Genomic DNA, 21,406 nt, shown 5'->3' with positions numbered 1-21,406 from the left:
GAGCATGCGTTTCGACGTCATCACCCTGTTCCCCGAGTTCCTCGCCCAGTCCGCCGGACTGGGCGTGGTCGGGCGCGCGCAGGAGAAGGGGTTGTTCAGCCTGCATGGCTGGAATCCCCGTGATTACGCCGAAGGCAACTACCGCCGGGTGGACGACCGTCCGTTCGGCGGTGGCCCGGGCATGGTGATGCTGATCGAGCCGCTGCAGGCCTGCCTGCAGGCGATCCGCGACGCTGATCCGACCCCGGCGCGGGTGATTTACCTCAGCCCGCAGGGGGCGCCGTTGACCCAGGCCAAGGTGCGGGAACTGGCGGCATTGCCGCGCATGGTCCTGCTCTGCGGCCGTTATGAAGGCATCGACGAGCGTTTCCTGGAGGCCAATGTCGACGAGGAGATTTCCCTCGGCGACTACGTGCTGTCTGGCGGCGAACTGGGTGCGGCAGTGATCATCGACGCCGTGGCCCGCCTGCAGGACGGGGCGCTGAACGACGCTGAATCGGCCGCCCAGGACAGCTTCGAAGGTGACCTGGGCCTGCTCGACTGCCCGCACTACAGCCAGCCGGCCCAGCACCCGCTGGGTGACGTGCCGGACGTGCTGCGCTCGGGCAACCATGCGGCCATCGCCGCCTGGCGCCGCCAGCAGTCGCTGGTCCGTACCGCCCAGCGGCGCCCGGACCTGCTGGATGAACAGGCGCTGGGCAAGGCTGACCGCAAGCTGCTGGAACAGGCCCGCCAAGCCCAGAGACAGAAGGCCGACCCCTAGCGCAGGGCCGGCTTTATCGGCTATCATGGCCAATTACCGCCAGCCTTGGCCGGCGCGCGCAGTACCCACAACAAACGTGCAGCACAGTCCGGTGACTGCATGAGCCTACGTTGTCGACACGACACGCCCACCCGAACAAGAATCGGTGTAACCCATGAGCAAGCTGAACAAGTCCATCGTCGCGGAATTCGAATCCGCCCAGATCACCCGTGAACTGCCGAAGTTCAGCCAGGGCGACACCGTTGTCGTCAACGTGAAGGTGAAGGAAGGCAGCCGCGAGCGCGTGCAGGCCTACGAAGGCGTCGTCATCGCCACCAAGAACGCCGGCCTGAACTCCTCGTTCACCGTCCGCAAGATCTCGCACGGCTACGGCGTCGAGCGCGTTTTCCAGACCCACAGCGCCATCATCGACTCGGTCGAAGTGAAGCGTCGTGGTAAGGTCCGCGCCGGCAAGCTGTACTACCTGCGTGGCCTGGAAGGCAAGGCTGCCCGCATCAAGGAAGACCTGGCTGCCGCTGCTGCCGCCAAGGCTGCCCGTCTGGCCGATAAGGCCTGATAAACAACTTCGGTTGTTGCCGCGACGGCCACCTTCGGGTGGCCGTTTGCGTTTCCGGCATCGCATCGGCCACGATCAGGTGATGAACGACATCAATCCGCGCTATCCCGCCGTGATCCAGTCGGCGTTGCGCTTCCTCGACGGCAAGGGGCTGGCGCGCGTGCAGTCGGCGCCGCTGCTGTACCGCCTGCTATGGCGCCTGGGCATTGCGCTGCCGCCACCGATCCTGGCCGGCTTCGGCATCAATGCGCTGGTGCAGGGCCTGCTGTTCGGGTTGTTCTGGACCGCGCTGATATGGCTGATGCTGTGGCAGGGCAGCGAGCGCCCGCTGGCGCTGCTGCTGGTGGCCGGTCTGTTGGCCGGCGCGCTGTTCGGCGTGGTGATGGCGGCCCTGATGCGCTCGCTGCGCCGCCACCGCAAGCTGCCGGACTGGCGGCAGTTCCGCGCGCGGCAGGCGGACTGAGCTGATGGCGCACCGCGCCGTGACCAGCAGGCGCGCGTCGCGCTAGGCTGCCGGCATCATCCCGATGGACGTGCCGTGCGATGCCCGCCAAGCGAACCGCACCCTCCGCCGCCCCAACACTGCTGTCCGGCGGCAACCCGCAGATCGCCAAGGGCGAGGGCAATGCTCCGGTGCAGGCCTACATTGCCGCCATGCCGGACTGGAAACGTCCGATCGGCGAACAGCTGGATGCGCTGATCGAACAGGCCGTACCCGGCGTGCACAAGGCGGTGAAGTGGAACTCGCCGATGTACTCGGTGGCCAGGGGCGAAGGCTGGTTCCTCAGCTTCCATTGCTTCACCCGCTACATAAAGGTCGCGTTCTTCCGCGGCGCCGCGCTGAGGCCGGTGCCGCCGGAGCCGTCCAAAAGTGCCGATACGCGTTACCTGCACATTGAGCAGGATGGCGTGCGGGATGAGGCACAGTTCCTCGACTGGGTGCGCCAGGCGGCCGCATTGCCTGGAGAACGCATGTAATTCCACCGTTACGATCTCCTTGCCGACGAGAACCGCTGATGACCACGCACGCGCCGAACCCTGACGACGCCGGAACCACGGCGGCTGAACTGATCGATGCGCGCATCGCCGAGCTGGGCGACTGGCGCGGCGAAACGCTGGCCCGCGTGCGTGCATTGATCCATGAGGCGTTGCCTGACGTGCAGGAAACCTGGAAGTGGCGTGGCACGCCGGTGTGGGAGCACAATGGCATCCTGTGCACCGGCGAGACCTACAAGCAGGCGGTGAAGCTCACCTTCGCCAACGGTGCGGCGCTGGCCGATCCGAAGGGCCTGTTCAACGCCAGCCTGGATGGCAACACGCGGCGTGCGATCGACATCCATGAAGGTGCGATGCCCAATGCCGCGGCGTTGAAGGCGTTGTTGCGGGAAGCCGCGAAATTCAACGCCGCAAAGAAGAAACGCTGACCGCTTCCCGTAGAGCCGAGCCCACGCTTGGCTGGGGGGCCATGCCTGTGCGGGCCAACGGTTCGCACCCACCTCACCGCGGCGGAGTGGCATCCAGCGCGGCGTCCGGATCGGCCACCGGCGACGGCGGACAAGCCGGAATCTCCGACGGCGTGGCCAGTTCCTCGGCGTGGGAGGGCTTGCCGATCATCTTCGCCTTGCGCCAGCCACCCCAGCGGTAATACGCCAGCGACAGCAGCATCGACACGAACGAGCTGACCGGGAAACTCCACCAGATCGCGTCGGCGCCCCAGTACGGCTGCAGCAGTTCGGCGAACGGCACACGCACGCCCCACAGCGAACCGGCCAGGATCAGCAGCGGCGGAATCACCGCGCCAGTGGAGCGCACCACGCCGGAGATGACGAAGCTGACACCGAAGAACAGGAACGAGCCGATCACCACGTGATTGAGGTGGCGGGCGATGTCCAGCGCCTGGCTGGCCGGAGGCAGGAACAGCGCCAGCAGCTGCCGGTCGAACACCACCAGTGGCAGGATCAGTGCGCCGGTCAGCAGGAAGTTGAACAGCACGCCCTGGCGCGCAGTGCCGCGTACACGGTCCCAGCGCTGCGCACCGACGTTCTGTGCGGCCATCGACGAGCACGCTGCACCGATCGCCATCGCCGGCATCTGCAGGTAGTTCCACAGCTGCAGCGCGGCGCCATAACCGGCGCCGGTATCGGTGCCGTATTGATTGACCATGGTCATCAGCAGGATCACCGACAGCGAGATCAACACCATCTGCAGGCCCATCGGCACGCCCTTGAGCACCAGTGCCTTGAGGATGGTCAGGTCGAGCTTGAACAGGCGCATGTCGGCGCGGCCCAGCCACAGCGTGTGGCGCTTGTGCCGCATGTACAGCAGCAGGCCGGCCAGCGAGAGCGTCTGCGCGACCAGGGTGGCCCAGGCCGAACCGGCAATGCCGAGCGCGGGGAACGGCCCCATGCCGAAGATCAGCACCGGGTTCAGCACGATGTCCAGCGCCACCGAGACCATCAGGAAGCGGAACGGCGTGCGCGAATCGCCGGCACCACGCAGCGCGGCGGTGAGGAAGGCGAACGCATACAGCGTTGGCATCGCCAGGAAGATGATCCGCAGGTAGGCCTCGGCCAGCGGCAGCGAGGCGGCTGGCGTACCCATTGCCGCCAGCAAGGGGTGCGCCATGAACCAACCGGCAATGGCGATGATCACCGACAGGCCGATGAAGAAGGTGGCGCTGGTGCCGACTACGCGCCGCGCCTGCGCGATGTCGCGCGCGCCGATCGCCTGGCCGATCAGGATGGTCGAGGCCATGCCGAAGCCGAACACCGAGCCGATCAGGAAGAACATGATGTTGTTGGCGTTCGCGGTGGCGGTCAGTGCCGCTTCGCCGAGGAAGCGCCCCACCCACACCGCATTCACCGAGCCGTTCAGCGACTGCGCGATGTTGCCCGCCAGGATCGGCAGCGAAAACAACAGGAGATTGCGGCCGATCGGGCCGGAGGTCAGGTCAAGCGGCGCTTTGGCCATGGAGTGGTGATCGAATCCCGGGAGGCGCACACTAGCACCAAGCCGGTTTGCGGGATGTGGCAATGCATCAACGACTGCAGGTGACGCAGGCTCTGGCGCTGGCCTTGATCGGCGCCGCACTGGCCGCATGTTCGACAGGTGACCGGCTGGGCGATACCCAGGTGCGGCCGACCGACCGCCCCGAATGCCTGGTCGGCAGCCAGCGCCAGGATCTGTCCGCGGGTGTGCCGACCCTGATCGGCGGCACCGGTTGCCGGACCGACCCCGACCATCCGCGCCCTCTGAACAAGCCACCGGAGTAGTCCAGATCGATGCATGAACTTTCCCCGCTGTCGCCCAGTGTCCGCCTGGACATCTGGCTGTGGGCGGCCCGTTTCTTCAGGACCCGCAGCCTGGCCAAGCAGGCCATCGAAACCGGCAAGGTCAGCGTCGCCGGCCAGCGTCCGAAATCCTCGCGCGCGGTGCGCGTGGGCGAGCAGCTGCAGGTGGATCGTGGCGAGGAGCATTTCGAGATCCAGGTGCTGGGCCTGAGCGATCAGCGCGGGCCGGCCCCGGCGGCGCAGCAGCTGTATGCCGAGAGCGAGGCCTCGAAGGCGCGTCGTGCCGAGCAGCGTGCGCTGCGCATCGCCGCACGCGACGGGTTCCAGCCGCCGGAGCACAAGCCTGACAAGCGCGCACGTCGGTTGATCCGCGCGCTGGGTGACCTGGACGCGCTTTGAAGGTAGTTGCCCACCTTGGTGGGCGTTGTGCCTGGCTGCCAACCAAAGTTGGTATCTACCGGTTCATGGCCGCGCGGCGTGCGCTGTGCCGCGCGCGCTCAGCTACCGTTCGGCTTGCGCCCCGCAGGTTGGATCTTCCTTCTCATGGAAGATCGCAATGCGCCTGCGCCGCAGCCTGCTGTGCCTGACCCTCGCCACTGCCGTCCCGGCGTCCGCCGCCGACATCACCTTCTGGGATATGCCGCAGCGCGGTGGCAACAGCTTCAACGAAGCACCACCTGACCGTGCCTATTTCCAGGCGTTGCGTGACACCGGCGCGACCTGGGTACGGCTGAGCCCGGACAAGTGGAAAAGTGCCGGCGGCCGCGATTTCCTGATGGGCGACGCCGACGATTACCAAGGGCTGGTGCAGGCGGATGTGACGACCCTGCGCCGCGCGCTGGATGACGCCAATGCCGCGGGCCTGAAGGTGGTGCTGGTGCCGCTGTCGCTGCCCCTGCTGCGCTGGAAGCAGAAGAATGATGGCAAGGTCGACCCGCGCCTGTGGCAATCCTTCGACAACCACGTTCCCGCGCGGCGCTTCTGGAACGACCTCGCCAAGGCATTGAAGGGCCATCCCGCGCTGGCCGCCTACAACCTGATCAACGAACCGGTTCCCGAATACGGTGCTGGCCTGGCCGAGCATGCTTCAGCAGAGGCCATGCGCCAGTGGTACACCGGTGTGCAGGACGGGCCGCGCGATCTGCGTCGTTTCTATTCGGAACTGATCGCCAGCATCCGCGCGGTCGATGCGGACATGCCGTTGATGCTGGATGCCGGCTGGTACGCCGCTGCCGACGGTTTCAACTACTGGCCGGCGCCGCTGGCAGACGCGAAACTCCTGTACAGCGTGCACATGTATGAGCCGTATGCCGCCACCAGCGCGCCAAACCAGAAGCGCACCACGCCGTATCGCTACCCGGGCGTGGTGCCGTTTGGCGAGCACAGCGAACGCTGGGATGCCACGCGTGTGCGCAGTTACCTGCAGCAGCCGATGGACTGGGCGAAGACGCATGGCGTGGGGACCAACCGCATTGTGGTGGGCGAGTTCGGTTGCATGCGGCGCTGGCCCGACTGCCAGCGCTACCTGCAGGATGTGCTGCAGGTGCTGGAGCAGGAAAAGGTGCATTGGGCGTTCTACGCCTTCCGCGAGGATGCCTGGGATGGCATGGACTACGAGCTGGGCGACGGGCCGCTGCCGTGGTCGTACTGGCAGGCGCAGGAGAAGGGGAAGACCGTGGCACCGCCGCGTTCGATGCAGGCGCCGTTGTTCGCACCGATCCTGGAGCGGCTGAAGGCAGGCAACCGGTAAGACGCCGGGCATGGCCCGGCGCTACCCATTGAAATTCCGATCATGCGCTCGGCGGATACCAATCAACGCGACGCCCCGATAGCGCCGAGCCATACCCGGCGACATCTTCGGTCAGCGCTTGCCACCGAGCAGGTTGCCGCCCAGCTTCAGCAGGTCGCCCACACCCAGCTGGCCATCGCCGTCCTGGTCCAGCAGGCTGCCAAGCAGACCACCGGCGAGACCGCCCTGCTGCTGCACCTGCTGCTTCTCCTGGCCCAGCGCCTGGCTGAGCGAGCCGGCATCGGCCTGGCCACCGCCGAGGCGCTGGGCGAGGAAGGCCATCACGATCGGGGCGAGGATCTGCAGCAGCTGGCTGGTGCGGCCGCTGTCGAGCTGGGTGGCCTGGGCCAGGCCGGTTTCCACCTTCTGCTGGCTGCCGCCGAAGATGTGGCCGAGGATGCCTGCACCGTCACTGGCGGCACCACCGCCACCGCCGCCCAGTACCGAACCGAGCACGCTGCCCAGGTCCAGCCCACTGTGGTTGTTCTGCAGTGCGCCGAGCAGCGCCTGGGCGCCCTGTGGCTGCGAGGCGTTGTTGCCCAGCGCGCCCATCAGCACCGGCAGTGCGGCACTGATCGCACCGGAGGCCTGGGTGTCGCTGATGCCGAGCTGCTGCGACACCTGCTGCAGCGGGGCGCCCTGCAGTTTGGAGAGAAGTTCATCGGTCAGGCTCATCAGGGGGCTCCTTGATTGGGTTTGGGCGTGCAGACGATACGACGCGGGCCGTTAAAACGGCGACGCCGCCCCACAGGGGGGGCGGCGTCGTACGGGCGGAGGGACGGTCAGAGCTCGATGTCTTCCGCGCCCGGGGTGGCGGCCGGGAAGTCGGTTTCCGGCTGCGCCGGCTTGAACGGATCCGACGGCTGGCTGGCCAGCGCCTTCAGGGCCGCGGCCACACCGGCGCCGTAGGCCGGGTCGGCCTTGCTGCAGTTGTCGATATGGCGCTGCTTGATGAAGTCCGGCGCATCGCCCAGGGCGCGGGCGGTGTTGGCGAACAGGCGGTCCTTCTGGGCCTGGTTGTAGCTGCGGAACAGGGCACCGGGCTGGCTGAAGTAGTCGGCGTCGTCTTCACGGAAATTCCAGAAGTCGGCGTCGCCGCGGATCTTCATCGGCGGCTCGCGGTACTGCGGCTGTTCCTGCCACTGGCCGTAGCTGTTCGGCTCGTAGTGCGGCAGGCCACCATAGTTGCCGTCCACGCGCATCGCACCGTCACGGTGGTTGCTGTGCACCGGGCAGCGTGCGGCGTTCACCGGAATCTGGTGGTGGTTCACACCCAGGCGGTAGCGCTGCGCATCGGAATAGGCGAACAGGCGCGCCTGCAGCATCTTGTCCGGCGACGGGCCGATGCCCGGCACCAGGTTGCTCGGTGCGAATGCCGACTGCTCCACGTCCTGATACCAGTTGACCGGGTTGCGGTTCAGTTCGAACTGGCCCACTTCGATCAGCGGGTAGTCGCTCTTCGGCCACACCTTGGTCAGGTCGAAGGGATGCACGCGATAGGTTTCCGCCTCCAGCTCCGGCATGACCTGGATGAACAGCTTCCACTTCGGGAAATCGCCCTTCTCGATCGCGGCGAACAGGTCGCGGCCGTGGCTTTCGCGGTCATGGCCGACCAGGATCTGCGCCTGCGCGTCGGTCAGCGATTCGATGCCCTGCTGGCTGACGAAGTGGAACTTCACCCAGAAGCGTTCGCTGTCAGCATTGGTGAAGCTGTAGGTGTGAGAGCCGAAACCGTGCATGTGGCGGAAGCTGCGCGGGATGCCGCGGTCGCTCATCACCACGGTCACCTGCAGCAGGGCTTCGGGCAGCAGCGTCCAGAAATCCCAGTTGTTTCGCGCGCTGCGCAGGTTGGTGTGCGGGTCGCGCTTGACCGCCTTGTTGAGGTCGGCGAACTTGCGCGGGTCGCGCAGGAAGAACACAGGGGTGTTGTTGCCGACCAGGTCCCAGTTGCCTTCTTCGGTGTAGAACTTCAGTGCGAAGCCGCGGATGTCGCGCTCGGCGTCGGCGGCGCCACGCTCACCGGCCACGGTGGTGAAGCGGGCGAACATCTCGGTCTGCTTGCCGACCTTCTCGAACAGCTTGGCGCGGGTGTACTTGCTGATGTCGTGGGTGACGGTGAAGGTACCGAACGCGCCTGAGCCCTTGGCGTGCATGCGGCGCTCGGGAATGATCTCGCGGTTGAGGTTGGCCAGCTTCTCCAGCAGCCACACGTCTTCCATCAGCAGCGGGCCGCGCGGGCCGGCGGTCTTGCTGTTCTGGTTGTCCACCACCGGTGCGCCGAAGGCCGTGGTCATCGGCGTGACCGGGTCATCGCCATGCTTCTGCCTGGGCGTGGTGCTCAGCTCGCGCTGCTGCTCGGCGCCCTGCTCCGGCGACGGGGCGGTGTGATACGGGCACTTGGCGTTGTTGTTGTCGGACTGGCTCATCGGCTGGCTCCTGGTGGCGGTGAAGACGTGGGAAAACATCTTCACTCGACTGTAGCTAGGGCCAGATGAAATGAATAATCGATTGATCCGTTCAGATTGATAGATTCTGTCAATTGAAATTCAGAATCGGATTCGCAGGGTCTTTCGATAGCCCGGGGTAACTCCCCGGGCCCAAGGCCTCCCGCGGCGCTGTGGTTACAGCAGCGCCTTCAGCCGATACAGGGCTTCCAGCGCCTGCTTCGGGGTCAGCTCGTCCGGATCGATCGCGGCCAGCGCTTCCTGTGCCTTGCTGGTCGGGGCGGCGAACAGGCCGAACTGCTGCGGTGCATCCAGTGCGTGCGGTGCCAATTCGGCGGCATGGCTTTCACCGCCACGCTGCTCCAGCTCGGCCAGGCGACGGCGAGCCTGCGCCACGGTCGCACGAGGCAGGCCGGCCAGCGCGGCCACCTGCAGGCCGAAGCTGCGGTTGGCCGGGCCATCCTTCACCGCGTGCATGAACACCAGTGCCTCGCCATGCTCGACCGCGTCCAGGTGCACGTTGGCGATGCCGCTGCGGCCGCCCTCGTGCTGTTCGTCGGCCAGCGCGGTCAGCTCGAAGTAGTGGGTGGCGAACAGCGTGTAGCAGCGGTTCTGGTAGGCGAGGTGGCGGGCGACCGCGTCGGCCAGTGCCAGGCCGTCGTAGGTGGAGGTGCCACGGCCGATCTCGTCCATCAGCACCAGCGAATGCGCGGTGGCGTGGTGCAGGATGTAGCTGGTCTCGGCCATCTCGACCATGAAGGTCGACTGCCCGCGCGCGAGGTCGTCGCCGGCACCGATGCGGGTCAGGATGCGGTCGATCGGCCCGATCAGCGCACGGCTGGCCGGCACGAAGCTGCCGATGTGGGCCAGCAGCACGATCAGCGCGCTCTGCCGCATGTAGGTCGATTTACCGCCCATGTTCGGGCCGGTGATCACCAGCATGCGACGGTCCGGATGCAGGTCCAGGTCGTTCGGTTCGAAGGGCTGCTCGCGCACCGCCTCGACCACCGGATGGCGGCCACGTTCGATCTTCAGGCAGGGCTCGGCCTGCAGCTCCGGGCGCGACCAGTCCAGCGCCTGCGCACGCTCTGCGAATGCGGCCAGCACGTCCAGTTCGCTCAGCGCGGCGGCGCACTGCTTCAACGGCTCCAGCTGCCCGCCGAGCGTATCCAGCAGCTGCTCGTACAGGTACTTCTCGCGCGACAGTGAACGGTCGCGCGCGGACAGCACCTTGTCTTCGAACGCCTTCAGTTCTTCGGTGATGTAGCGCTCGGCATTGGTCAGCGTCTGGCGGCGGGTGTAGTGCACCGGCGCGCGGTCGGACTGGCCCTTGCTGATCTCGATGTAGTAACCGTGCACGCGGTTGTAGCCCACCTTCAGGGTGGCGATGCCGCTGCTCTCGCGCTCGCGCTGTTCCAGGTCGACCAGGAACTGGTCGGCATGGGTGGACAGGCGGCGCAGCTCGTCGAGCTCTTCATCGAAGCCATCGGCCAGCACGCCGCCATCGCTGAGCTTCAGCGGTGGCATGTCGGCGATGGCACTGGCCAGCAGGTGCGCACACTCGTCGTGTTCGCCCAATGCAGCGTGCAGGGCCTGCAGGCGCGGCGAGTCCAGCGGCGCCAGCACCTCGCGCACCGCTGGCAGCAGGCCCAGGCCGTCGCGCAGGGTGGAGAAATCGCGCGGGCGCGCCGAGCGCAGCGCCACGCGGGTGAGGATGCGTTCCAGGTCGCCCAGGCGGCGGAACTGCTCGCGGATGTCGGCGTCGCTGCCGCGATCGATCAGGGTTTCCACCGCATGGTGGCGCTGCACCAGCACCTCGCGCAGGCGCAGCGGACGATGCAGCCAGCGCCGCAGCAGGCGGCCGCCCATCGGCGTCACCGTGCTGTCGAGCACGCCCAGCAGGGTGTTGCGGGTATCACCGTCGACGCGCGTATCCAGTTCCAGGTGGCGACGGGTGGCGGCGTTCATCGCGATCGCCTCGCCGGCGGTTTCCATCGCGATCGAGGTCAGGTGCGGCAGGCGCTGCTTCTGGGTTTCCTCGACATAGCCGAGCAGGGCGCCGGCTGCCGCCGTGGCGCGCGGCTTGTCGTCGATGCCGAAGCCGCTCAGGTCATGCAGCTTGAAGAAGTTCAGCAGCTGGCGGCGGCCGCTGTCGGCATCGAACAGCCACGGTGCACGGCGACGTACACCGGTGCGCTGGCGCAGGAACTCCGGCCAGTTCTCCTCGTCGGGCACCAGCAGCTCGGCTGGTTCCAGGCGCGCCAGTTCGGCTTCCAGGGCGTCGTCGGTTTCCACTTCATTGACCAGGAAGCGGCCACCGGCCAGGTCGGCCCAGGCCAGGCCGTAGCCCTGCTTGCTGCGCGACAACGCCATCAGCAGGGTGTCGCGGCGCTCGTCCAGCAATGCCTCGTCGGTGACGGTGCCGGGGGTGACGATGCGCACCACCTTGCGTTCGACCAGGCCCTTGGCCAGCGCCGGGTCGCCGATCTGTTCGCAGATCGCCACCGATTCGCCCAGCGCCACCAGCCGGGCCAGGTAGCCCTCGTAGGCATGCACCGGCACGCCGGCCATCGGGATCGGCGCGCCGCCGGAGCTGCCGCGCTGGGTCAGGGTGATGTCGAGCAGGCGTGCGGCCTTGCGGGCGTCGTCGTAGAACAGCTCGTAGAAGTCGCCCATGCGGAAGAACAGCAGCAGGTCCGGATAGTCGGACTTGGCTGCGAAGAACTGCTTCATCAGCGGGGTGTGTTCGGCGGACTTGTCTTTGGACATGGCACTCGTGGATCAGGGCATCCGGTCGCGCCGGAGGGCGGCGACGGCGGAGCAGGTACAGGGCCGTCCATGGTAACTGCTGGGGCTGGGGGACGCCGCTGCCGATGATGAGCAAAGTACGTGCGGGGCACGCAATCAGGCCAGGATGAGCGTGATCTGCCGGTGGCTGGCGAATATCTCCATGACGATCTCGAAGTAGGTCTGGCCATCGCCCCGTTGCAGGGCCTGCAGCTGGTGGGTGATGGCCTGCGCGTTGAAGTGACCCGGCCCGTCGAGTTTTGCCTGCAGCCAGCGGCGGGTGGCATCGACGCCCAGAGCCGCGCGGCTATGTGCGATGTCGCGCCAGACGAGGGTGACCTGATCGTGGCCAGCCAACGCGCCATAACCGCCATGCAACAGGTCGTCCAGCGCATCCAGGTTCGGCCCGAGCTGCCAGTCCTCGCTTGCCATGAACACGCGGTTGAGTTCGGCATGGAGGCTGCCGATGTCGTGGATCGCACTGCCTTCAATCTGCAGGGTAAGGGGCATGAAAGGATTCCTGGTGTGGAAAATCAAAGATAATCGTTTCGAATATGAATGCGGGTTAAGATACATTTTTCACGATTTTCCTCGCAGTTGAAGATATTCACGAAGGTATATGCGGAAAAGCTCTTAAAGATTCTCCCGGTCGCGCCGCCACCGATCGTACGGCCATGATCAAGGGAATTGAGATGCTCGCCTTACGCAACCTCCGAGTGGGATCCCGGCTGGGTGCCGGGTTTGGTCTGCTGCTGCTGTTCATCGTGGCCATCGTTGGCCTCGTGCTGTACGGGAATCACCTGAAGTCCGCCCAGTTCGAGAAGGTGGTGGACGTCAACATGGTGAAGATGCGGCTGTTGAACGACATGCTGGATACCAACAACGCGGTGCTGATGCATCGCCGGCTGATGGTGATCAAGCGCGGCGAGGATTTCGACAAGGATTATCAGAAGGCGCAGGAGCTGTCGCAGACCTACGATGGTATCTGGGCCAGGTACATCAAGATTCCACGTGATGCCACCGGCGATACCCTGGTGGCGAAGATCGAGGCGGCGCGCAAGGCTACCGACGCTTCCACCCAGCATCTGCATGAGCGCATGAGGGCCGGCGATTTCGACGGCGCGGCCAAGGAACTGCTGGCCGAACATGGCCTGGCGACGGCCTGGAATGAAGCCATCTCGACCCTGCTGCGGCATCAGGAGGCGCTGACAGCGCGCAGCCGCGAGGAGTACCGCGCGACCGAATCCTGGACCGGCACGTTGTCGATCGTGTTCGGGGTGCTGAGCCTGATACTGGGTTCACTGGCGGCGTGGGCCATCACCCGCAGCCTGACCCGTCCGCTGGCAGGGGCGGTGAAGCTGGCCGACGGTATTGCCGGTGGCCGCCTGGACAGCAGCATCGACGCCTCCGGCAACGACGAGGTGACCCAGCTGCTCCGATCAATGCAGCGCATGCAGGCACAGTTGCAGGCGGTGATGGCGGCGCAGGGCGAGCTGGCCCGCCAGCACGATGCGGGTAGCCTCAGCTACCGCATGGATGAGAGCGCTTTCCCCGGCGACTACGGGCGCATGGTGCACGAGACCAATGCGCTGGTCGGCTCGCACGTGCAGGTGCAGAACCGGCTGATCGAAGTGATGAAGCACTACGCCCGTGGCGACCTGTCGGTGGACATGGATCCGTTGCCGGGCGAGAAGGCGGCGATCACCCAGGCCATGGACGAGACCAAGACCAGCCTGTCGGCGATCAACAGCGAGATCCGCCGGCTGGCGACGGCCGCGGCGGCGGGCGACTTCAGCCTGCGCGGCGATGAAGATCGCTTCGCCTATGATTTCCGCGACATGGTGGCCGGGCTCAATCGCCTGATGCAGACCACCGACGAGAACCTGGTGCAGGTGTCGACGCTGCTGCAGGCGATCTCGCGCGGTGACCTCACCGTGCGCATGCAGGGCGACTTCCACGGCGTGTTCGCCCGCATGCGTGATGACTGCAATGCCACCGTCGATCAGCTCAAGCAGATTGTCGGCCGTATCCAGTCCAGCGCGTCCAGCATCAACCTGGCGGCGGGCGAGATCGCCTCGGGCAACACCGATCTGTCGCGGCGCACCGAGCAGCAAGCGGCGAACCTGGAAGAGACGGCGGCGTCAATGGAGGAACTGACCTCCACCGTGAAGCAGAACGCAGAGCACGCACGCCAGGCCAACCAGCTCGCCATCGGTGCGCACGGTGTCGCGTCGCAGGGCGGCGAGGTGGTCGGCCAGGTGGTGACCACCATGTCGGCCATCGAAGCCTCCTCGAAGAAGATCGCCGAGATCATTTCGGTCATTGATGGCATCGCATTCCAGACCAACATTCTGGCGCTTAACGCTGCAGTGGAAGCCGCTCGTGCCGGCGAGCAGGGCAGGGGCTTTGCGGTGGTGGCCAGTGAGGTGCGCACACTGGCGCAGCGCTCGGCCGGCGCGGCCAAGGAGATCAAGGGCCTGATCGAGGATTCGGTCGGCAAGGTCGCCGATGGATCGGCGCTGGTCCGCCAGGCCGGCACCACGATGGGCGAGATCGTGGCGTCGGTGCAGCGCGTCACAGACATCATGGCCGATATCTCAGCCGCATCGCAGGAGCAGAGCTCGGGCATCGAACAGGTCAACCAGGCCGTGGTGCAGATGGACGAGACCACCCAGCAGAATGCCGCGCTGGTGGAAGAGGCCAGCGCCGCAGCGCGTTCCATGGAAGAGCAGGCCAACCTTCTGACCGAAGCGGTGTCGGTGTTCCGCACCGGGGCAGCCGTGGCAGCCGTATCGGTCCCGCGCGCGCTTGCGGCGGTAGCGGCCTCGGTCACGCCGGTGAGACGCCCGGCGGTGCTGTCACCGCGCATCGAGCCGACGTTGGCTGCCAATGCGGGTGGTTGGGAAGAGTTCTAGCAACAGCGCATGCCGGTAGGGAGACGGCGCCCATCGCGATGGCTGATCGCGATGGGCGCAACTTTCTTCCTGAACGCGCGATGGCCGATGAGGCGGCGGACACGCGTATTTCACTTCAGATTGCCAGCCCCGGGAGGAGACTTGCGCCATACCGGACCTCAGGAGATGGCCATGAAGACCTCGACCCGACTGCTTGTGCTGGGCACCCTGCTGGCAGCAACGTCCGTTGCCGGCGCGCAGACCTACGGGCCGCGCGACGAAGGACGCAAGTTCAACGATGGCAGCCGAGTGGTCTGCAAGAACGTGGAAGTGCAGCGCAACTCGCGCGATCCCAACCGTATCGCCGGTACCGCCACCGGCGCGGTGATTGGTGGTCTGCTGGGCAACCAGGTGGGCGGTGGCAATGGCAAGAAGCTGGCCACCGTGGCCGGTGCCGTAGCTGGCGGCGCGGCCGGCCGCCAGATCCAGGGCAACAGCCAGCAGAAGAACGGCGACCGCGTGGTCGAACGCCGCTGCGAACGCGTCTACCGCTGATCGGTTACAGCCAGACCTCGTTTCCCCTTCCACACCGCAGTACGTATTCCCCGAACGCCGGCCCCGTGCCGGCGTTCGGCGTTGAGCGGCCCCGTATCGCGGAGCGCAGCCCGGTGTCTATACTGCGCGGACTTCAACGGATGAACGCCCAGTGAACGAATCACCCCTGGCTGAGTCGCGCGCGCCGGCTGTCGAGGTCGATCCAGCACCGGAAGCTGCAGCGCGCTTCGGCCGACTGCGTGAGCGTACCGACGAGCTCGAACTGTTCATCTCTGGCCTGCTGGCGTTCGCACTGTTGGCGGTACCAGGCTACCTGTTCGATGCGTGGGCACGCAGCAGCCTGCACACGGAAGGCATGTACTTCCAGGTTCTGTGGTTTGGTTTCAGCATCAGCGTGGGCATGTGTTACGTGCTGGCGGTAGCGCTGATCGCGCACCTGACCGTGCGCGGCTACTGGATAGGCCTGATCGGGCTGAAATCGCACTTCCCCAAGGGCATCGACTGGGAACGGCTGCCGCAGATGGGCCCGGTATCCCGCGCCTTCCTCAAGGCCCGCGACGGCGGCCTGGACGGCAGCATCGAACGCGCTGATCGTTTGGCCACCATGCTCTTTTCCACCACGCTGCTGGCGGTGCAGACGCTGGCCGGCACCCTGGTGATGGCCGTGCTGACGTTGTGCGTGGCGATGGCGATCAGTGCGCTTGCCGGCGGTTCCGACCGTGTGGCCATGATCGTGGTCGGTACCGTGCTGGCCAGCCTGCTTGTGCTCGCACTGGTTCCTGCACTGCTGGAGCGTGTCATTGCGCGCCGGCAGCGGCGCGACCAGGCCTATCACGGCCTGCAGCGGTGGCTGCAACGCTTCCTGGCGGGCCTGCAACGGATTCCCCTGCTGCGCCTGATGCAGACCATGCAGCTGACCCTGCAGAGCAACCTGCGCTCGCGTTCGTTCATGGCGGTCTATCTGCTGGCGGTGATGGTGGCCATGGTGCTGGGCGCGGTGCAGGTGCTGGGCTCGGTGAAGTTCTCGCTGTTCAACCGCTACCAGGTGATGACCGACGAGGCCGTCGAACACGGCATGTTGAGCGCGCACTACGAATCGATGCGTTCGGCGCACGATCAGCTGCTGCCGTATCCGATGATCCCTTCGGACACGATCAGTGGTTCACGCCTGCGTGTGTTCATTCCACACCGCCCCCAGCGCGACAACCCGCTGGCGCGCCAGCACTGCACTGCCTCGCCCGCCGCACGCGATGAAGCGACCGGCGCAAAGGCCGCCAGCACAGCGGTGGAGTGCCTGTCGCGGTTGTGGCGGGTGCAGCTGGATGGCACGCCGGTTGACCTGCACGACTTCATGCCGATGGAGCGCCGCGATCTCGACATGCGTGGCCTGGTGGGCTATCTGCCCATGGCGACGCTGGCACCCGGACGCCATGACCTGAGCCTCGTCTGGAATGCCGAAGGGGGCGAACGCGGCCCGGAGCGACGCCGCGAGTACCGCATTCCGTTCTGGTACGCGCCCGACCCCTGAATAGGGGACGGAGGGGATCAAGTCGCAATCCCTCAACCTTGCCGTTTACGACTTAATCCCCTCCGTCCCCGTTGGGGCGAGGAGGCGCCAGGCGGCGAGGCTGCCGTAGAGCAGCAGCAGGACGGTGAGGGTGATCAGTTCGTGGCTGACGTCGGCCAGGCGGGCGTCCATCTGGTTCAGGCGCACCATCAGGTTGATGCCCGAGGTGGTCGGCAGCAGCTGTGCCAGCCAGACCAGCGGTTGCGGCGTCATCACCGCCGGCCATGACAGGTTGGCCAGGAAGAACAGCGGGATCGAGGTGGCGATGATGTACTGGAAGGCGCGCTCGCGGGTGCGGAAGAAGCTGCCGACGAACAGGCCGAAGGTCACCGTCGCCGCAATGAACAGCGTGCCACCCAGCAGCTGGCCCAGCGGGTTGCCACCGCGTGGATAGTCCTGCACCCAGGCAGTGAAACCGGCATACCAGAACAGGCCGAACAGGCCGATCAGGCCGAAGCCCAATGCCATGCCCGCCAGCGTCGGCAGGTCGAAGCGCAGGCGCCGGCCGAGTGCAAGGCGGCGGCCGCCGAGCAGGACGCCGATGCCCATCAGCAGCGTCTGGTGCACGATCAGTTCGGCCACGCCGGGTACGATGGCGCTGCCATAGCCTTCTTGCGTGTTGTACAGCGGGCGCTGCACAAGCGTGACCGGCGGTGCCTGCGGTGGACCCATGAAGGCGGCCTGGCCGACCACGGCATCACGCCCGAACGCACCCAGCGCATCAGCTACGCTGCCCAGCACCCAGCTGGCGCGGCCCAGGTAGGCACCGTTGCCAAGCAATACCAGCTTGGCCGGATGGCCGCGCAGGATGTCGCGCTCCAGGTTGGCCGGGATCACGACGATGCCTTCGGCATGGCCGGCTTCGAGCTGCCGGCGTGCGCTGTCGACGTCCGCCGGTTGCCCGACCACGCGCGCGACGCGCAGTGCGTCGAGCTTGCGCAGCAGCTCGCGGCTGGTCGCGCTGTGGTCTTCGTCTACCACCAGCACCGGCAGGTTGCCGGCCACCTGGTGCCGGTAGGCGGCTGGATAGAAGAACGAGTACAGGATCACCGCACCGACCATCACCACGATCGCGTAGCGGTCGCAGAGCACCGCCATCAGGGTCTGCCGCAGGCTGCGCCAGAGTGTGCTCATGCGTCCGTCCCCGCAGGCTGCGCGGCTTCGGGCGTGCGCGCGAAGGCGATCAGGCGCAGGCCGCCGATGCCACCGGCCACCGCCGTCATCAACAACAGCGTGGCCAGCGGCCATGCCGAAACCTGCAGCGGCGAACCGATGAACTGCTGCTGGGTCTGCAGCTTGATGTAGGCGCTGAGTGGCAGCAGTTGATGCCAGATGCGGGTGAACAGGGGGCCATCCAGCACCGGGAAGGTGGCGCTGGAGAATGCCAGCGCGGTGCCGATGCTGAGGCCGACCGCCGACAGCGCGGTACCCATGTCGCGGGTCACGCCGACGAAGAACAATGCGTAGGCGGCGGTGGCCAGGTAGAACAACGGTTGCGCGAGCACCAGCAGAAGTACGCTGCCGGCCACGCCATCACCGCGCAGCCAGGCGAGGTAGCCGATGCCGAGCGCGCCATACAGCGAGAACAACAGGATGTACGGCGCGACCTTGCCGGCAATCGCAGCCCACGCCGTGCGGTCCAGCCAGGCGGGCAGGGTGCCGTCGCGGATCTCGCGGCCGATGCTGCCAGCCACGGCAAGCGCCAGCACCAGCGACAAGACTGCCGGGAAGATCAGCGGCAGCAGGAACAATTCGTAGCTGCGCGCCGGGTTGTAGAGGATGTCCGACTGCACCGCGATCGGTGCCGCACGCAGCTTGCCCGGACCGACCTGCAGGCCGATGCGCTCGCGCAGCAGGCGCGCGTTCCAGGCCGATACCGCATCGCCGATATCGCGCGCCGCAGATTGGCCGGTGGTCATGTAGGTGGCGTTGTAATAGGCGAACACCGTGCCCTGTCGCCCACGCAGCGCCTGCCGGGTGACATCGCGCGGCACCAGCACGATGGCGAACACGTCCAGCCTGCGCAGCTGCGAACGGGCGTCTTCCAGGTCCACCGGCTGGCTGGCGATGCGCACGCCGGGGCTGGCATCGAGCATGCGCAGCAGCAGGCGGCTGTCACTGCTGTGATCGAGGTCGACCACGGCGATCGGGATGTCGCGCATCACTGAAGGCGTGAACATCCACGCCATCACCGCAAGCATCAGCAGCGGCAGCACGGTGACCAGCAGCAGGTCAGCGCGGTTGCCGCGCAGTGACTGCAGCTCGCGCCGCCAGCTGGCGGCGAAGCCGCCGCGGCCCGGGCTCAGTGCTGGGGCCATGCGAACAGCACGCTCATGCCGGGGCGGAAGCCCTCGATGCGGCGTACCGGGCGCACCCGCACCTCGAAACTGCGGACGTCGTAGCCGGACGACTGGCGGGTGGTACGCCAGGTCGCATAGTCGCCGGCAGGGTTGATGAAGTAGACCTCGAACTCGCCGTCCAGGCCGAGTGCCGGCACGTTGCCCTGCAGCTTGCTGCCGACCTTCAGGCCCTGCATCTGTGATTCGCGCAGGTTCATCGCCACCCACATGCGATCGATGTCGACCAGGGTGAATACCGGGTAGCCGGCCGGCACCAGTTCGCCCGGGTCGGCCATGCGCTTGTTGATCTCGCCCGCCACCGGCGCGCGTCCTTCGACTTCGGCACGGGCGGCGTTGACTTCGGCCACCGCGCCCTGCGCCTGCTGCACCTGGCCCTGCGCGGCACGCTTGTCTTGCTCGCGTGCGCCGGCCAACGCCATGTCGTACTGCGCGCGTGCGGCACGCGCCAGTTCGCGCGAGCTGGTGGCCTGGGCCTGCGCTTCATCGCGCTTCTGCCGGGTCATCACCCCTTCGTTGAACAGGTTCTGCACGCGCTGGTAGGTGGCCTCGGCCAGCGTCGCACCGGCTTCTGCGCGCTTCCAGTTCGCTTCGGCGGCGCGGATGTCTTCGCTGCGCGCGCCCTCGTCGGCCTTGTCGGCCACTGCCTGTGCGGCGGCCAAAGCGCCGTGCGCCTGCTGTTCCTTGGCGGCCACTTCGGGGCTGTCGAGCAGGAACAGCACCTGCCCGGCCTGCACGCGGTCGCCCTCGCGCACCTTCAGTTCGGCCACGCGCGCGGTGATCTTGGCGGCCACGTTGATGGTGTCCGCATCGGCCATGCCCTGGATCTGATCGGCCGGGCTGCGCCAGGCCAGCCACAGGCCGAGCACCACTGCGACCAGCAGGACCACCAGCAGGATCGGTCCCAGCCGTCGCTTGCCCGGGGGCGTTTTCGCTTCGTCGTGCAGCACATCACTCATGGTCGATCACCTCGTCCGCACGGCGCCGGTATTCTTCAAAACGGTCCATCTGTCCACTGACCTCCAGCAACTGCGCCAACGCAATATCGTATTGGTAGGCGGCCTGCGCGCGCTCGACACGGGCACCGCCCAGGCCGAGCCGTGCGTCGATTACATCAAGCGAAGTAGCCTGGCCCTCGCGGAACGCCAGCTCCTGCAGGCGCAGGTTTTCCTGTGCCTGGGCGATGCTGCTGTCGAGCAGCACGTACTGCTGGCGCGCAGTCTCCAGTTCATTCCAGGCCTTGCGCACGCCTAGTGCGACCTGGTTCTCGGCTTCGCGCAGGCCGGCTTCGGCCTGCTCCTGCTGCGCGCGCGCGGCGCTGATCTGCGCCGGCCGAGAGTTCGGCGACAGGAAGGTGTACTTCAGGCCGATGCCGAACGCCCAGTCCGGATCGGTCAGCATCTCGTCGCGGCGGCGGAAGTCGTATTGGCCGAAGGCGAAGATCTGCGGCTTCAGCTTGGCCTGCTGTACACGTACGCCTTGTTCGGCCTGCGCCACCATCGCTCGCAGGCGCGCGATCTGCGGCTGGCGCGCCTGCGCCGTGCGCTCGAAGCTGGTCACGGGTTCCAGCGGCACGCGCTGCACGAACAGCGGCGACACCGGCTGCACCTCGCCGCCACTGCGCAGCAGCGTGGCCAGCGCGGCCTTCAGCGTGGCCAGGTCGTTCACCGTCTTCTGGTACTCGCGCTCGGCCTTGTCACGGGCCACGGTGGCCTGCAGGCGCTGGGCACGGGTGGCGAAGCCCTCGCGTTCCAGCTTTTCTGCGTCTGACAGGTGGCGATTCAAGCCATCGCGCACATCACGGCGTACGTCCACCGCCTGCTCGGCAAGGCGCTGGCCGAAATAGGCCTGTGCCAGCTGCACGGTCAGCGATTGGCGCTGTGCCTCGCGCTCGGCACTGGCCTGTTCGTGGGCCGCGCTCGCGGCACGTTGAGCGGCCGGAATCACGCCGCCGGTGTACAGCGGCAGCACCGCGGTGACGACGGGACGGGTACGCCAGTCGCGCTCGGTGAACGACAGTGGTGAATCGATGCCGAAGGCTTCAGCCACGGGGGCCAGCGAGCCCAGTGGCAGGGTGAGGGTCTTCTGGAACTGCAGGCGGCGCACTTCACCGGTGATCTCCGGCAGGCGCAGCAGGCGGGTGGCGTCCTGCAGGTCCTGCTTGTTGCGTACCGCTGCATCAGCGGCTGCCAGTGCATCGGAGACCTGCTCCAGGCGTTGCCGCGCCTGTTCCCAGTCCAATGCAGGTGCGTCGTTGTTGTTCTGCGCGGACGCAGCAATTGGCAGGCAGGTCGCCAGCGCCAGCGCCAGCGCGGCATTCGCCCGGTGCATCCTTGTACGTCGGCCGATCACGCCCATGCCGTCCCAGTGGTAAAGAAGTGCGCAAACGGTAGTGCGCGCGGCG

Annotated in this window: 20 protein-coding genes; 11 read left to right on the top strand and 9 right to left on the bottom strand. The window is 66.7% G+C overall.

The window, feature by feature from the left end; genetic code table 11:
- Positions 1–4 precede the first annotated feature (4 nt).
- The 5 genes from trmD (at position 5) to V3B41_RS03830 (ending at position 2,743) form a co-directional block, all read left to right on the top strand.
- On the top strand, positions 5–763 hold the full coding sequence (gene trmD / locus V3B41_RS03850) for a tRNA (guanosine(37)-N1)-methyltransferase TrmD (protein ID WP_049431211.1): 759 nt from the start codon (positions 5–7) through the stop codon (positions 761–763).
- Positions 764–917: 154 nt separating this feature from the next.
- On the top strand, positions 918–1,319 hold the full coding sequence (gene rplS / locus V3B41_RS03845) for a 50S ribosomal protein L19 (RefSeq protein ID WP_005415736.1): 402 nt from the start codon (positions 918–920) through the stop codon (positions 1,317–1,319).
- An 82-nt stretch (positions 1,320–1,401) separates the two neighbouring features.
- Positions 1,402–1,782 (top strand): DUF6404 family protein, encoded by a 381-nt coding sequence (locus V3B41_RS03840; RefSeq protein ID WP_049431213.1) that lies wholly within the window; start codon positions 1,402–1,404, stop codon positions 1,780–1,782.
- Positions 1,783–1,862: 80 nt separating this feature from the next.
- Positions 1,863–2,297: a DUF1801 domain-containing protein gene (locus V3B41_RS03835; RefSeq protein WP_049431215.1), complete on the top strand. Its 435-nt coding sequence runs from the start codon at positions 1,863–1,865 to the stop codon at positions 2,295–2,297.
- A gap of 38 nt (positions 2,298–2,335) precedes the next feature.
- Entirely contained in the window at positions 2,336–2,743 is a 408-nt protein-coding gene (locus V3B41_RS03830) for a DUF1801 domain-containing protein (RefSeq protein ID WP_049431216.1), read from the top strand.
- Between the two features lie 73 nt (positions 2,744–2,816).
- Here V3B41_RS03830 and V3B41_RS03825 read toward each other — a convergent pair whose 3' ends face one another.
- Positions 2,817–4,289 (bottom strand): MATE family efflux transporter, encoded by a 1,473-nt coding sequence (locus tag V3B41_RS03825; protein ID WP_049446980.1) that lies wholly within the window; start codon positions 4,287–4,289, stop codon positions 2,817–2,819.
- Between the two features lie 62 nt (positions 4,290–4,351).
- Between V3B41_RS03825 and V3B41_RS03820 the strand changes: the two genes are divergently transcribed.
- From V3B41_RS03820 to V3B41_RS03810, 3 genes are all read left to right on the top strand, one after another.
- Positions 4,352–4,591 (top strand): hypothetical protein, encoded by a 240-nt coding sequence (locus V3B41_RS03820; protein WP_049429953.1) that lies wholly within the window; start codon positions 4,352–4,354, stop codon positions 4,589–4,591.
- A 9-nt stretch (positions 4,592–4,600) separates the two neighbouring features.
- Positions 4,601–5,008, top strand: a complete 408-nt coding sequence (locus V3B41_RS03815; protein ID WP_049429954.1) for an RNA-binding S4 domain-containing protein — start codon at positions 4,601–4,603, stop codon at positions 5,006–5,008.
- Between the two features lie 157 nt (positions 5,009–5,165).
- The gene (locus V3B41_RS03810; protein ID WP_329860143.1) at positions 5,166–6,359 is read left to right on the top strand and encodes a cellulase family glycosylhydrolase; all 1,194 of its coding nucleotides are present in this window, start codon (positions 5,166–5,168) and stop codon (positions 6,357–6,359) included.
- A gap of 111 nt (positions 6,360–6,470) precedes the next feature.
- Here the strand turns inward: V3B41_RS03810 and V3B41_RS03805 are convergent, their stop codons facing one another.
- From V3B41_RS03805 to V3B41_RS03790, 4 genes are all read right to left on the bottom strand, one after another.
- Positions 6,471–7,073, bottom strand: a complete 603-nt coding sequence (locus V3B41_RS03805) for a DUF937 domain-containing protein (protein ID WP_049429956.1) — start codon at positions 7,071–7,073, stop codon at positions 6,471–6,473.
- 107 nt (positions 7,074–7,180) lie between these two features.
- Entirely contained in the window at positions 7,181–8,692 is a 1,512-nt protein-coding gene (locus V3B41_RS03800) for a catalase (RefSeq protein WP_192840431.1), read from the bottom strand.
- A gap of 327 nt (positions 8,693–9,019) precedes the next feature.
- Positions 9,020–11,611 (bottom strand): DNA mismatch repair protein MutS, encoded by a 2,592-nt coding sequence (gene mutS, locus V3B41_RS03795; RefSeq protein ID WP_100443648.1) that lies wholly within the window; start codon positions 11,609–11,611, stop codon positions 9,020–9,022.
- 135 nt (positions 11,612–11,746) lie between these two features.
- The gene (locus tag V3B41_RS03790; RefSeq protein WP_049426709.1) at positions 11,747–12,139 is read right to left on the bottom strand and encodes a barstar family protein; all 393 of its coding nucleotides are present in this window, start codon (positions 12,137–12,139) and stop codon (positions 11,747–11,749) included.
- A gap of 182 nt (positions 12,140–12,321) precedes the next feature.
- Between V3B41_RS03790 and V3B41_RS03785 the strand changes: the two genes are divergently transcribed.
- The 3 genes from V3B41_RS03785 (at position 12,322) to V3B41_RS03775 (ending at position 16,606) form a co-directional block, all read left to right on the top strand.
- Positions 12,322–14,544, top strand: a complete 2,223-nt coding sequence (locus tag V3B41_RS03785; protein ID WP_049426716.1) for a methyl-accepting chemotaxis protein — start codon at positions 12,322–12,324, stop codon at positions 14,542–14,544.
- Between the two features lie 165 nt (positions 14,545–14,709).
- Positions 14,710–15,078: a glycine zipper 2TM domain-containing protein gene (locus tag V3B41_RS03780; RefSeq protein ID WP_049426710.1), complete on the top strand. Its 369-nt coding sequence runs from the start codon at positions 14,710–14,712 to the stop codon at positions 15,076–15,078.
- A gap of 151 nt (positions 15,079–15,229) precedes the next feature.
- A complete protein-coding gene (locus tag V3B41_RS03775; RefSeq protein ID WP_329860140.1) occupies positions 15,230–16,606 on the top strand; it encodes a hypothetical protein in 1,377 nt (458 codons plus the stop codon).
- Between the two features lie 45 nt (positions 16,607–16,651).
- On the opposite strand, the gene V3B41_RS03770 is transcribed toward V3B41_RS03775, so the two are convergent.
- From V3B41_RS03770 to V3B41_RS03755, 4 genes are read right to left on the bottom strand one after another with little or no spacing between them, the layout of a single operon-like run.
- The gene (locus tag V3B41_RS03770) at positions 16,652–17,779 is read right to left on the bottom strand and encodes an ABC transporter permease (protein WP_049426712.1); all 1,128 of its coding nucleotides are present in this window, start codon (positions 17,777–17,779) and stop codon (positions 16,652–16,654) included.
- Positions 17,776–18,963, bottom strand: coding sequence for an ABC transporter permease (locus V3B41_RS03765; RefSeq protein WP_049426713.1), 1,188 nt, complete (start codon positions 18,961–18,963; stop codon positions 17,776–17,778). Before V3B41_RS03765 ends, V3B41_RS03770 begins: the two co-directional genes overlap by 4 nt.
- Entirely contained in the window at positions 18,948–19,961 is a 1,014-nt protein-coding gene (locus V3B41_RS03760) for an efflux RND transporter periplasmic adaptor subunit (protein ID WP_049426714.1), read from the bottom strand. Before V3B41_RS03760 ends, V3B41_RS03765 begins: the two co-directional genes overlap by 16 nt.
- A complete protein-coding gene (locus V3B41_RS03755; protein ID WP_049426715.1) occupies positions 19,954–21,360 on the bottom strand; it encodes a TolC family protein in 1,407 nt (468 codons plus the stop codon). The genes V3B41_RS03760 and V3B41_RS03755 overlap by 8 nt, the downstream gene beginning before the upstream one ends.
- Positions 21,361–21,406 lie beyond the last annotated feature (46 nt).

This window comes from Stenotrophomonas sp. SMYL89, assembly GCF_036319985.1.
GTDB lineage: Bacteria > Pseudomonadota > Gammaproteobacteria > Xanthomonadales > Xanthomonadaceae > Stenotrophomonas > Stenotrophomonas maltophilia_Q.
The sequence above is the reverse complement of the archived record's forward strand: the minus strand, read 5'-3'. Positions and strand labels throughout refer to the sequence as shown.